The following is a 13,041-nucleotide window of genomic DNA, read 5'->3' on the forward strand; positions in this document are numbered from 1 at the left end:
AGTAGAGGCCGTCATGTCCCAGCTTTTCCAGCCGCTTACCCTTCGCCAGCTCAAACTGCCCAACCGGATTGCCGTATCGCCCATGTGCCAGTATTCGGCGAAGGCCGGGATGGCCAACGACTGGCACCTGGTGCATCTGGGCAGCCGAGCCGTCGGTGGCGCCGGGCTGGTGATCATCGAGGCAACGGCTGTCAGCCCTGAGGGACGTATTTCGCCGGACGACCTGGGTATCTGGTCCGACGAGCATGTCGAGCCATTGCGGCGGATCACCCGCTTTATCGAGGCGCAGGGTGCGTTCGCCGGCGTGCAGTTGGCCCACGCTGGGCGCAAGGCGAGCACCTGGCGCCCCTGGCTCGGCAAGCATGGCAGTGTGCCGATCGCTGCCGGCGGCTGGACCCCGATTGGCCCTTCGAGCATTGCCTTCTCGCCGGAGCATGCAGTGCCGACGGCGCTGGACGACGCCGGTATCGCGGGCATCGTGCAGGCGTTCGTCGAGGCGGCCGAGCGCTCATTGGCGGCCGGCTTCAAGGTCGCGGAGGTACATGCGGCCCACGGCTACTTGCTGCATCAGTTTCTTTCGCCGCTGTCCAATCAGCGCCAGGATCGTTACGGCTGTTCGTTCGACAACCGTATCCGCTTGCTGCTGGAGGTTACGGCGGCTGTTCGCGAGGTCTGGCCCGAGCAGTTGCCTCTGTTCGTCCGCCTCTCGGCAACAGACTGGGTCGATGACGGTTGGAACGCCGACGAAACCGTCGAGCTCGCGCGGCGGCTCAGGGACATTGGCGTCGATCTGATCGATGTGTCGTCTGGCGGCACCGCGGCCAACGCCGACATCCCGGTCGGGCCGGGCTACCAGACGCAGTTCGCCGAACGCGTGCGCAAGGAGGCGGGCATTGCCACCGGCACGGTCGGCATGATCACCGAGGCGGTGCAGGCCGAACACATACTGCGCACCGGTCAGGCCGACCTGATACTGCTCGCCCGCGAACTGCTGCGTGATCCGTACTGGCCGCTGCATGCCGCCGAGGACCTGCGCGACAGTTCCGTGGCCTGGCCGGCGCAATACGTGCGTGCCGCGCATCGCGATACGCCTATTCGCCAGATGTCCGAGCCGTCTGACTGAGTGCTCGCTCGTTCAAACCTGAATAAATCCGTATGGGGACTTCAATGAAAACCAGTGGCCTTCTCGATCAACTGCTCAAGTCCGGCCAGGACCTTTTGCAAAAGCAGCAAGCTTCGGGGTCGCACTCGACACCCTCGAAAGGCGGGGGCTCTCTCGGCGATATGCTCTCAGGTGTCGGCGGCCCGCTTGGCAGCATTCTTGGTGGCGGCAGTGGCGGAAAAGGTGCGTTGGCGACCGGGGCGCTCGGCATGCTGCTGGCGAGTCGGAGTGGTCGCCGGATGGGTGCCAAGGCCGTCACCTATGGTGGTCTCGCAGCACTTGGCGTACTTGCCTATAAAGCCTATGGCAACTGGCAGGCACAGCAAGAAGTGGCGGGTCAGCCAAGCGCTTCTCAGCCTGAACCCAAGACGGTAGATCGGCTACCGCCCGATCAGGTTGAGGAACACAGCAGAGCCATTCTCAAGGCGCTGGTGGCGGCGGCGAAGGCGGACGGTCATGTCGACGATCAGGAACGCAAGATGATCGAAGCCGAAGTGGCTCAGCTTACCGATGATCCAGAGTTGCAGCATTGGCTCGAGGCGGAGTTGAACAAGCCGCTGGATCCGGTCGATGTCGCGGCGGCTGCCACCACCCCTGAGATGGCATCGGAAATGTATCTGGCCAGCGTGCTGATGGTCGACGAGGAGCAGTTCATGGAGCGCGCCTACCTGGATGAACTGGGCCGGCAACTAAAGCTCGATCCTCAGCTAAAGGCGGAACTGGAAAGCCAGGTGCGCGGCGTTTCCGGCTGAAAGTCAGAGGTGATGGTCTGCATTTCGCGCTTTCGTATCGTGCTGGTCAATCTGCTTGACATTCACCGTGCTGGCGGTCCTGCGTGGGCTGTCACTCGCGGTCAGCTGCGCTATAATCGCCGGCTTTTCGCACCGTCCGATTGAGAGCTGCCTACTTATGGAAATCAACCCGATCCTCAACAGCATCAAGGACCTGTCCGAGCGCACCCTGTCAATTCGGGGGTATCTTTGACTACGATCAGAAGCATGATCGCCTCGTCGAAGTAAACCGCGAACTCGAAGACCCGAACGTCTGGAACAACCCCGAATACGCCCAGAACCTGGGCCGCGAGCGCGCCACCCTGGCGCAGATCGTCGAGACCATTGACGACCTCGACGGCGGTCTGGCTGATTCCCGTGACCTGCTCGACATGGCCGTCGAAGAAGACGACCAGGGCGCCGTGGACGACGTCGCGGCCGAGCTGGATCGCCTGCGCGGCATCCTCGAAAAGCTGGAATTCCGCCGCATGTTCAGCCACGAGATGGACCCGAATAACTGCTACCTGGACATCCAGGCCGGTTCCGGCGGCACCGAGGCGCAGGACTGGGCCAACATCCTATTGCGCATGTACCTGCGCTGGGCCGACAAACGCGGTTTTAGTGCCGAGATCGTCGAACTGTCCGAGGGGGAGGTTGCTGGTATTAAGGGCGCTACCGTTCATATCAAGGGTGAATACGCTTTCGGCTGGTTGCGCACCGAGATCGGTGTGCACCGCCTGGTGCGCAAGAGCCCGTTCGACTCTGGCGCGCGTCGCCACACCTCGTTCTCGGCAGTGTTCGTCTCGCCCGAGATCGACGATAGGGTCGAGATCGAGATCAACCCGGCCGACCTGCGCATCGATACCTACCGCTCCTCCGGTGCCGGTGGTCAGCACGTCAACACCACCGACTCGGCAGTGCGTATCACCCACGTACCGACCAACACCGTAGTGGCCTGTCAGAACGAGCGTTCCCAGCACGCCAACAAGGACACCGCCATGAAAATGCTGCGGGCCCGGTTGTACGAGCAGGAAATGCAAAAGCGCAATGCGGCGTCCCAGGCGCTGGAAGACACCAAGTCCGATATCGGCTGGGGCCATCAGATCCGCTCGTATGTGCTTGATGACTCGCGCATCAAGGATCTGCGCACTGGCGTGGAACGTAGCGACTGCAACAGGGTGCTGGACGGCGACCTCGACCAGTACTTGGAAGCCAGTCTGAAGCAGGGCCTGTAAGCCTTGCCGGGCACAGTAGTGGCACGACCGTAGACTGGGCTTTAGCCCGCCGCGACAGGGCAGTCGGTGGGCTGAAGCCCGCCCTGCTTGAGTTCCGCGCGTCAGATGTAGGGTGGGCTTCAGCCCACCAAAATAGGGCAGGTCCCTGGTGGGCTGAAGCGAAACGCCTTCCGGCGCACCCTACCCAGGATTCATTCATTTCGATTCCAGGCATTTTGAAACCATGAGCGAACAACCGCTGAACCAGCACGCCGTCCAAGAGGAAGAAAACAAGCTGATTGCCCAGCGCAAGGAAAAGCTTGCTGCCGTGCGTGAGCAGGGCAATGCCTTCCCCAATGACTTCCGCCGCGACCGCTATGCAGGCGACCTGCAGAAACAGTACGCCGAGAAGACCAAGGAAGAGCTGGAGGCGGCTGCCGTTCCGGTCAAGGTTGCCGGCCGCATCATGCTCAACCGCGGGCCATTCATGGTCCTGCAGGACATGAGCGGACGCATTCAGGTGTATGTCGATCGCAAGACGCTGCCGGCCGAGCAGGTCGAGGCGGTCAAGCACTTCGATCTGGGCGACATCATTGCCGCCGAAGGCACCCTGGCGCGTTCCGGCAAGGGTGACCTCTACGTCTACATGAGCAGCGTGCGTCTGCTGACCAAGTCGCTGCGTCCGCTGCCGGACAAGTTTCACGGCCTGACCGACACCGAGCAGCGCTATCGCCAACGCTACGTCGATCTGATGGTCAACGAGGAAGTTCGCGAGACCTTCCGCGTGCGCTCGAAAATCATCGCGCATATCCGCAAGTTCCTCGCCGAGCGTGACTTCCTCGAAGTGGAAACGCCGATGCTGCAGACCATCCCCGGCGGCGCCGCGGCCAAGCCTTTCGAGACGCACCACAACGCGCTGGACATGCCGATGTTCCTGCGTATCGCCCCTGAGCTTTACCTCAAGCGGCTAGTGGTCGGTGGCTTCGAGCGCGTGTTCGAGATCAACCGCAACTTCCGTAACGAAGGCGTTTCGACCCGGCACAACCCCGAGTTCACCATGCTCGAGTTCTACCAGGCCTATGCTGACTACGAAGACAACATGGACCTGACCGAGGAGCTGTTCCGCGAGTTGGCCCAGGCCGTGCTGGGCAGCACCGACGTGCCCTACGGCGACAAGGTGTTCCATTTCGGTGAGCCGTTCGTACGGCTTTCGGTGTTCGATTCGATCCTCAAGTTCAACCCGGAAATCACCGCGGATGATCTCAACGACCTGGAAAAGGCCCGCGCCCTCGCCAAGAAGGCCGGCGCCAAGCTGCTCGGTCACGAAGGCCTGGGCAAGCTGCAGGTGATGATTTTCGAGGAGCTGGTCGAGCACAAGCTGGAACAGCCGACCTTCATCACCGAGTACCCGTTCGAGGTCTCGCCGCTGGCGCGCCGCAACGATCGCAACCCCAACGTCACCGACCGCTTCGAGCTGTTCATTGGTGGCCGCGAGATTGCCAACGCCTATTCCGAGCTCAACGATGCCGAAGATCAGGCCGAACGCTTCCACGCCCAGGTAGCTGACAAGGACGCCGGTGACGACGAGGCCATGCACTTCGATGCCGACTTCGTGCGTGCGCTGGAGTACGGCATGCCGCCGACCGCCGGCGAGGGTATCGGTATCGACCGTCTGGTGATGCTGCTGACCAACTCGCCGTCGATCCGCGACGTGATCCTCTTCCCGCACATGCGACCGGAAGTCTGATCCACTGACTGTGAAGGTCACCAACCCGCAGTGTGCTGACGCAGGCATCTGCGGGTATAACCTCAACGGTACGGATCATCCGTGAAGAGGTAGCGATGAATACCCGTAACAACCTGGACGAATACCAGAGCATTGTGCGTGCGCTGTCCGACCGTATCGTCGAGGCACAAACCCCGGTGCGCGTGCTGGACGCGGTCAAGTGGGATGAGAACACCCGCCAGGGCTTTTTCGCCGCCAAGGGCCGCGAGCTGCCGAAGATTGATCGCGCCTACTACGAAGGCCGCCCGCTGGCCTTCGATTCCAGCGCGAAGAAGCAGGAATTCCAGGACATCGAGCGTGACATCACCCGTCAGCTCGGCCAGTTCAACCCGGTCGGGCAGATCATGCGGCGCATGTGCAAGGAATACCGCATGGTCATCCGCATGCTCGAGGCGCGTGGCACGCCGGACTTCGGCATGATCTCCCAGGAGCTCTACGGCGCGGCGTCCGATGCCTTCCACGCCGGCGACCCAACCCTGGCCGATCTCGGCCTGATGCTGTCCGACTATCTGAACAACATCGCCGACCGTGGCGACCTGCGCGACGAGCCGAAGAATCTCACCGCGCCGCAGGCCGTCGAGCTGCTGCAGAAGCGGCTGGACATGGTGTTCGGCGAAGGCGAGGGCGTGATCCGCGTCTTCGAATCCGACGGCATCCTCGCCGATGCGGCCGCCGGTGCCGACTACATCAAGATTCGCAGCGATGCGCTGTTCAACGAGCGTGATGTGCGCGCGCTGGAGGTTCATGAAGGCCTGGTGCACGTCGGCACCACGCTTAACGGCCAGAACCAGCCGATCTGCACCTTCCTGGCCAAGGGGCCGCCATCCTCAACGGTGACTCAGGAAGGTCTGGCGATTCTGATGGAGGTGATCGCCTTCGCCTCCTACCCGACGCGTCTGCGCAAGCTGACCAACCGCACCCGCGCCATCCACATGGCCGAGGAGGGCGCTGACTTCCTCGACGTATTCGCCTTCTTCCGCGAGCAGGGCTATGGCGACGACGACTGCTACAGCAACGCCAGCCGCGTGTTCCGTGGCTCGACGCCTGATGGTCTGCCCTTTACCAAGGACCTGTCCTACCTGAAGGGCTTCATCATGATCTACAACTACATCCAGCTAGCCGTGCGCAAAGGCCAGCTCGAGCAAATCCCGCTGCTGTTCTGCGGTAAAACCACGCTGGAGGACATGCGCACACTGCGCCAACTGGTGGACGAGGGCATGGTGGTGCCGCCCAAGTACCTGCCGCAGCAGTTTCAGGATCTCAACGCGCTGTCGGCCTGGATGTGCTTCTCCAACTTCTTGAATCACCTGAGCCTGGATCGCATCGAAGCCGACTACGCGAACATTCTCTGACGCTCTGCGTCGGCTAACCGAATACTCATCACGCAAGGAAGCGTTCAACATGGAAAATTCCGTCTTTGCCCGACGTGCGAGCCCTATGGATCGCACGCTCTCGCCCGCCGCCTACAACCTCGTCATCGGCCTCACGCTTTGCTGGGGCTTCTGGGTCAACTGGTGGATGGTTGGTAACATCCCGGTCGAGGCCATTCGTAGCATCCATCCCTGGCTGTTCTTCGGTGGCTATTTCGCTAGCTGCCTGACCGGCGCTTGGTTATTTCATAGCTCGAACAAGCCCTGGGTGAGTTTCCTCGGTTACAACCTGGTGGTGGTGCCGTTCGGACTCATCGTCAACCTGGTGGTCAGCCGCTACGACGCGGCGCTGGTGCATGAGGCCATCCGCATCACTGCGTTGGTCACTCTGGGCATGATGGTGCTGGGTACGCTGTTTCCAAAGTTCTTCGCCAGCATCGCTGGCGCGCTGACGATCGCGTTGCTGCTGGTGATCGTCGTCGAGCTGGTCGAGGTGTTCATCCTCGGCATCCACCTTGGCGTGATCGATTGGATCGTCGTGCTGATCTTCTGCGGCTACGTGGGCGTCGACTGGGGGCGGGCAAACCAGATTCCCAAGACGCTGGACAACGCCATCGACAGTGCCGCGGCGCTCTATATGGACATCATCAACCTGTTCCTGCGTATCCTGCGCATTCTCGGGCGCAAGTAGGCGAGGGCAGGCCAAGGCCGCTCTCGTCGCGCTGCAATCACAGGATCAGGAACTCGCCGTGGCCAGTCACGAACTCGAATACGAAATCCTCGGGCAATCCGCGCAGAGCGTGGAAATCATCCTCGATCCCGGTGAGACGGTGATCGCCGAGGCCGGCGCAATGAACTACATGACCGATGGCGTGCGCTTCGAAGCACGCATGGGCGATGGCTCGGCGAGCGGTGTGCTCGGCAAGCTGTTGGGCATGGGCAAGCGGATGATCACCGGCGAGTCGTTGTTCCTCACGCACTTTACCAATCAGGGCAAGAGCAAGGCCCGCGTGGCGTTTGCCGCGCCGTATCCCGGGACGGTAGTGCCGGTAGATCTCGCCGCGCTCGGAGGGCAACTCATCTGCCAGAAGGACGCTTTTCTCTGTGCGGCCTACGGTACGCGTATCGGCATCAGCTTCAGCAAACGTATCGGCGCCGGGTTCTTCGGTGGCGAGGGCTTCATTCTGCAGCGTCTGGATGGCGACGGGCTGGCCTTCGTACATGCCGGCGGTACGGTGATTCGCAAAGAGCTGAATAACGAAACCCTGCGTCTGGACACCGGCTGCCTGGTCGCCTTTACCCCGGGTATCGACTATGACATTCAGCTCGCTGGCGGCCTCAGAAGCATGTTGTTCGGCGGGGAAGGGCTGCTGCTTACCACCCTCAAGGGCACCGGCAGCGTATGGATCCAGAGTCTGCCGTTCTCGCGCCTGGCCGAGCGGGTTTACGAGGCGACCTATCAGGCCCGCGGAGAAACCCGCGCTGGCGGTAAATGAGCGGCCTGTGTCACGTCCGAATTTGCCACAATACGCCTCTTTGCCTCGATGAGATCGTCCATGTCCGAACGCAATCCCATTCCCTTGATCCTCACCGCCATCGGCAGCGTGTTTGCTACGGTCGCCGTACTGACTTATTACGGCTATGTGCATATCGCCAAGCCTGAAGATGCGTTGCTGCTGGCTGACTACACCATGCTCAAGACCGTGCCCGGCGAAGACTATCGTGTGTCGCTGAAGCCGGCTTCGCAGGTGGCCCAGTGTATTGATGGCGTGCTGGTGCTGTTCGATACCGAACAGAAAGGCTTGACCGGTGTGTTGGTGGACAACAAGAAGCGCGCGGTGCGCTGCATGGAAGAGCAGGTGCCTGCTGGCTTGCTACGTTGAGCCGCCGCTTGGCTTGACCGTTTGCTTATGTGCTGAAAACGAAAACGCTCCCGACGCGTTGATGGCGTCGGGAGCGTTCGTTTGCCTTGTTACGCTGGATCAGCGCATCGAAGAGCGCGGTGCCACAGGCTTGTTATCGTCGGAGATGGTCACTTCCACGCGACGATTCATCGCACGGCCGGACGAGTCGCTGTTGCTGGCGACAGGGTATTCCTTGCCGTAGCCCTGGGACACGATGCGCTGCGCATCGACTCCCATCTTCACCAGTGCCATGCGTACCGAGTCGGCACGGCGCTCAGACAGGCGCTGGTTGTACTCCGCTGAGCCGGTGCTGTCGGTGTAGCCCTCGACGATCACCTTGCGCTCGGGGTTGTCGATCAGGAACTCAGCAAGTTTCTGCACGCTACGCATGCCGCCGGGTTTCAACTCGGCGCGATCATAATCGAACAGCACATCACCGAAGGTTACCAGGGTACCGCGCTCGGTCTGCTTGGCCTGCATGTCTTCCTGCAGCTTGCGGATCTGCGCATCGCGGGCTTCGAGGCGGGCTTCGGCTCGTTGTGCCGAGGCCTTGCCCAGATCCTGCTCCGCTGCACGCAGCGCGATGGTCTGCTCAGCCAGTTCGATGCGGCGTTTGGTCAGGTAAGCCAGCTGATCTACGGTCTCTTTGTCGGCATCGTCCAGGTAGGCCTTGTTCGCCTTGTCCAGCATGTTGCTGGCGTCTTGAGTTTCCAGGGCCGCGACCTTGCTGGCGCGTGCATCACTCTGTAGGGCTGAGAAGCTGCTACGCGCTTCTTCCAGGTTTTCGTTGGGCTGGGTTGCGCAGGCCACCAAGCCAATGCTCAGAGCCAGCATAGTGGGTAGGGTTACGAGCTTATGCATGACGAGTTCATCCTTTGCTGCTGTAAATGGAATGTCGAACCTGGGCGCGCATTAGCGAACGCTGCGCATGCCTTCTTCGCGTAGCTCGCGGATACCCTGCTGCGCGTCGTCGACGGCCTTTTGAGCCTTGGCTGCTTCGGCTTTACGTTGAGCGACTCGGGCATCCCACTCAGCCTGTTCGGCCAGCTTGCGGGCACGCTCGTAGTCCTCTTTCTGCATGGCCATTTCGGCCTCTTTCCATTTTTCCTGTGCGGCGCGCATTTCCACTGCGGCGAACTCGGTGCCGCCGGCGCTGACTGCGCTGCGCACTGCCGACTCAGTCACGGCGAACTGCTCGGTCGGTGGGTTGCCGGCACATGCCGTCAATAGCAGGCCGCCAAGCGCAATGGCTGCCAGCTTGGGTAGCTGAAATCTCGAAGCGTGGTTTGCGACAGCTTTGTTCATGGTCAGTCTCCAGTGCGATTGCATTACGGATAGCTACCGTCCCTGGTCATGCAGTGGGCTGATTAGGGCACTACCGATGTCGGGACATATTGTTGTGAGGCCAAACGGCGCCAATCGTTCCGTCAAAGTTGGCGAGCTAGAGCGGTTGTAAACGAGCAGACGGACACCGGAGTGCTGCTGCGGCAGCGCAGAGCGTCTAGGCGGGAGGGACTTTCACGGCCTAGCCTTCGAGATACAGGCGCCCGTATCGGGCGCCGGGTTGGAGTGCTAGCCGGTGGTTATTACCGGTTAGATCAACATCAAGACTGCGACTCCTCATCGAGCATCTGCTGCAGATGTCTGCGCGAGAGTTCGAGGAAGCGCGGGGTAGGGCCGACGTCTTCGTAAACCGGGTCGCCCTGCTCGTCGGTAGCGATCACCTGGGTACCGCGCACGTACGGCAAGCTGGTTTCGACCGCCTCGAGCGCCGCACCGACCAGTTCGCCGAGCAGCGCTTCGGTGCTGCGCTTGGGGTACATCTCGGCGAGAGCCGCGAGCCTTGCAGCGCTCTCGACATCCAGCGGAATGTTGTAGCTGGTCTGGCTCATGCGGCCTTTGGCATCCCTTTCCCAATGGCTGACAAGCTCGGAAATTCTCATGATTACTCCTTCGCCCACGCTGACGGGCGGTAATGACTTGTGCAATCGTGCCTGCGCCAAAATGCTCCGCCGCATTGATGCCTTGTCAGGGCCGAGCGTGGTGGGCACTCTGGTTGGAGGTAATTTCAGCGTAGCCGTTCAGGATCGTTTTCTCCGCGGTGCGTCTGATCAAAAGCGGCGAGTCAGTCGCGCATGCCGCGCGTATGCGGCACGCGTGGGGCGGCGGCATTGGCGGGAGGAGCAAATAGGTCATGGCGAAAATCATTGATGCGCGCTTGCGCGACAACGTACACCTGCTCGGCGAACTGCTCGGGAACACCATCCGTGCGCAGCACGGAGATCAGTTCTTCGACAAGATCGAGCGCATTCGCAAGGGCGCCAAGGCGGCCCGCAGGGGATCGGCCGAGGGCGCGCAACTGTTGGCCGAGACTCTGGATAGTCTCGACGAGAACGAACTGCTGCCGATGACCCGGGCGTTCAACCAGTTCCTCAATCTGGCCAATATCGCCGAGCAGTACCACCAGGTGCGGCGTCGCAGCGCAGACGATCCGGCACCCTTCGAAATCGGCGTATTCCCCGATTTGCTCGAACGTTTGAAAGCCGCCGGGCACGACGACGAGTTCCTGGCGCGACAAGTGAGTCGTCTGGACATCGAGCTGGTACTCACCGCTCACCCCACCGAGGTGTCTCGGCGCACACTGATCCAGAAATACGACGCCATTGCCGAGCAGTTGGCGGCACGAGACCACACCGATCTATCGGCAGCCGAGCAGGCGGGAATCGAACTGCAGCTGCAGCGCGTGATCGCCGAGGTCTGGCACACCGAGGAGATTCGGCGCAATCGGCCGACACCGGTGGAGGAAGCGAAATGGGGTTTTGCCGCCATTGAGAATTCTCTATGGAAGGCTGTGCCCAACGTACTTCGTCAGACGGATGCGACGCTGCGCCGCCTGACCGGCCTGCATCTGCCACTGGAAGCCGCGCCGATCCGTTTCGCGTCCTGGATGGGCGGCGACCGCGACGGCAATCCGAACGTGACAGCGATGGTGTCCCGCGAGGTATTGCTGACTGCTCGCTGGGTGGCGGCGGACCTTTATCTGCGCGAGATAGAGGGGTTGATTACCGCGTTGTCCATGAGCGAAGCTTGCGAAGAGCTGTTACGCCAGACTGGCGATTCGGCCGAGCCTTATCGGGTGCTGCTCAAGCCGCTGCGCCAGCGATTGCGCGCGACGCGCGAGTGGGCGCGTGCCGCCATCGAGCATGGCCAGCCGGCACCGGCGGAAGTGCTGCAGGATTGCGTGGAACTGCGTCGGCCGCTGGAACTGTGCTATCGCTCCTTGCATGCTTGCGGTATGGGCGTGATAGCCGATGGCGCGCTGCTCGATTGCCTGCGGCGCCTGGCTGTATTCGGACTGTTCCTGGTGCGCCTGGACATCCGCCAGGACGCCGCTCGCCATGCCGCAGCGCTCGCGGAAATCACCGACTACCTAGGCTTGGGCGACTATCAGCAATGGGACGAGCAGCGTCGGCTGGACTGGCTCCAACATGAGCTGGGCAATCGCCGGCCGCTGTTGCCGGCGCATTATCACCCGTCGGCTGACACCGCCGAGGTGCTGGCCACTTGTGCAGTAATCGCTGAGGCTCCTGCGTCTTCACTGGGCTCTTACGTTATATCCATGGCACACGCGGCCTCCGACGTGCTCGCCGTGCAACTCCTGCTCAAAGAGGCGGGCCTGCAGCGGCCAATGCGTGTGGTGCCGCTGTTCGAGACCCTGGACGACCTGAACAATGCTGCACCGATCATCGACCGACTGCTCGCGTTGCCGGGCTATCGACAGCGTTTGCATGGCCCGCAGGAGGTGATGATCGGCTACTCCGACTCCGCCAAGGACGCGGGCACTACTGCCGCCGCCTGGGCTCAGTATCGTGCTCAGGAGCAGCTGGTAGAGGTGTGCCGGGAGCATGATGTCGAACTGCTGCTGTTCCATGGCCGTGGTGGTACTGTCGGGCGTGGTGGCGGTCCGGCGCATGCGGCAATCCTTTCGCAGCCGCCGGGTTCGGTTGCGGGACGTTTCCGCACCACCGAACAGGGCGAGATGATTCGCTTCAAGTTCGGGCTGCCGGATATCGCCGAACATAATCTCAACCTGTACCTTGCTGCCGTGCTCGAGGCGACATTGTTGCCGCCCCCTATGCCGGAGCCGGGATGGCGTGAAACCATGGAGTGTCTCGCCGCCGAGGGTGTGGCGGCCTATCGCGGCGTGGTGCGCGAACATCCGCTGTTCGTCGACTATTTCCGCCAGGCGACACCCGAACTCGAACTGGGCCGTCTGCCGTTGGGCAGTCGTCCGTCCAAGCGCCGAGAGGGTGGGGTGGAGAGCTTGCGAGCCATTCCGTGGATCTTTGCCTGGACCCAGACTCGCCTGATGTTGCCTGCCTGGCTTGGCTGGGAACAGGCACTGCATGGCGCGTTGGAGCGCGGAGAAGGTGAGCGACTGGCGGAGATGCGCGCACGCTGGCCGTTTTTCAGCACGCGAATCGATATGCTGGAAATGGTGCTGGCCAAGGCCGATGCGGATATCGCGCGGCGTTACGACGAACGCCTGGTGCAACCGGAGCTGCTGTCTCTGGGTGGCGATTTGCGTGACCGATTGTCGCAGGTGGTGGGCGCTGTACTCAGTGTGACAGGCCAGGTCGATCTACTCGATCACAGCCCGAAGACCCAGGAAGCGTTTAGCTTGCGCAACACTTACCTTGATCCGTTGCACCTGCTACAGATCGAGCTGCTCGCCCGTTCCAGGCAGTGCCAAAGCCCGGCCGAGAGCCCGCTCGAGCAGGCCCTGTTGGTTAGCGTGGCGGGCATCGCCGCGGGCCTGCGCAACACCGGATAAC

12 protein-coding genes are annotated in these 13,041 nt (G+C 61.8%); 9 read left to right on the forward strand and 3 right to left on the reverse strand.

The genetic code is table 11. The features are described from left to right. Window positions 1–13: 13 nt before the first annotated feature. The 8 genes from AAEZ08_RS06855 (at window position 14) to AAEZ08_RS06890 (ending at window position 8,185) form a co-directional block, all read left to right on the forward strand. Window positions 14–1,123 (forward strand): NADH:flavin oxidoreductase/NADH oxidase, encoded by a 1,110-nt coding sequence (locus tag AAEZ08_RS06855; RefSeq protein WP_500123950.1) that lies wholly within the window; start codon window positions 14–16, stop codon window positions 1,121–1,123. A 44-nt stretch (window positions 1,124–1,167) separates the two neighbouring features. Further along, entirely contained in the window at window positions 1,168–1,914 is a 747-nt protein-coding gene (locus AAEZ08_RS06860; RefSeq protein WP_500123951.1) for a tellurite resistance TerB family protein, read from the forward strand. A gap of 157 nt (window positions 1,915–2,071) precedes the next feature. Continuing rightward, window positions 2,072–3,167 (forward strand): peptide chain release factor 2 gene (gene prfB / locus AAEZ08_RS06865; protein ID WP_102819460.1). Its coding sequence is split into 2 segments (ribosomal slippage): window positions 2,072–2,143 and window positions 2,145–3,167, totalling 1,095 coding nucleotides; the frame shifts between segments, so codons are not numbered across the junction. A 223-nt stretch (window positions 3,168–3,390) separates the two neighbouring features. Next, complete coding sequence (gene lysS, locus AAEZ08_RS06870) at window positions 3,391–4,893, forward strand: lysine--tRNA ligase (protein WP_058064332.1); 1,503 nt, start codon at window positions 3,391–3,393, stop codon at window positions 4,891–4,893. Window positions 4,894–4,988: 95 nt separating this feature from the next. Next, complete coding sequence (locus AAEZ08_RS06875) at window positions 4,989–6,284, forward strand: flavohemoglobin expression-modulating QEGLA motif protein (RefSeq protein WP_058064331.1); 1,296 nt, start codon at window positions 4,989–4,991, stop codon at window positions 6,282–6,284. Between the two features lie 49 nt (window positions 6,285–6,333). Further along, the gene (locus tag AAEZ08_RS06880) at window positions 6,334–6,993 is read left to right on the forward strand and encodes a Bax inhibitor-1 family protein (protein WP_500123952.1); all 660 of its coding nucleotides are present in this window, start codon (window positions 6,334–6,336) and stop codon (window positions 6,991–6,993) included. A 58-nt stretch (window positions 6,994–7,051) separates the two neighbouring features. After that, window positions 7,052–7,798, forward strand: a complete 747-nt coding sequence (locus tag AAEZ08_RS06885) for a TIGR00266 family protein (RefSeq protein ID WP_003283836.1) — start codon at window positions 7,052–7,054, stop codon at window positions 7,796–7,798. Window positions 7,799–7,858: 60 nt separating this feature from the next. Further along, window positions 7,859–8,185: a PA3694 family proteiin gene (locus tag AAEZ08_RS06890; RefSeq protein WP_003283835.1), complete on the forward strand. Its 327-nt coding sequence runs from the start codon at window positions 7,859–7,861 to the stop codon at window positions 8,183–8,185. Between the two features lie 99 nt (window positions 8,186–8,284). Here AAEZ08_RS06890 and lptF read toward each other — a convergent pair whose 3' ends face one another. The 3 genes from lptF to AAEZ08_RS06905 all read right to left on the reverse strand — a co-directional run bounded on the left by lptF (window position 8,285) and on the right by AAEZ08_RS06905 (window position 10,149). Beyond that, a complete protein-coding gene (gene lptF / locus AAEZ08_RS06895) occupies window positions 8,285–9,067 on the reverse strand; it encodes a lipotoxin F family OmpA-related lipoprotein LptF (RefSeq protein WP_003283834.1) in 783 nt (260 codons plus the stop codon). Window positions 9,068–9,118: 51 nt separating this feature from the next. Then, window positions 9,119–9,511: a DUF4398 domain-containing protein gene (locus tag AAEZ08_RS06900; RefSeq protein WP_003283833.1), complete on the reverse strand. Its 393-nt coding sequence runs from the start codon at window positions 9,509–9,511 to the stop codon at window positions 9,119–9,121. Between the two features lie 299 nt (window positions 9,512–9,810). Further along, entirely contained in the window at window positions 9,811–10,149 is a 339-nt protein-coding gene (locus AAEZ08_RS06905; protein ID WP_058064328.1) for a hypothetical protein, read from the reverse strand. A 251-nt stretch (window positions 10,150–10,400) separates the two neighbouring features. Here AAEZ08_RS06905 and ppc point away from each other — a divergent pair, with 251 nt between their 5' ends. Further along, window positions 10,401–13,040, forward strand: coding sequence for a phosphoenolpyruvate carboxylase (gene ppc, locus AAEZ08_RS06910; protein WP_058064327.1), 2,640 nt, complete (start codon window positions 10,401–10,403; stop codon window positions 13,038–13,040). Window position 13,041: the final 1 nt, after the last annotated feature.

The organism is Pseudomonas sp. E45-MNA-CIBAN-0222, assembly GCF_040310405.1.
Lineage (GTDB): Bacteria > Pseudomonadota > Gammaproteobacteria > Pseudomonadales > Pseudomonadaceae > Stutzerimonas > Stutzerimonas stutzeri_AC.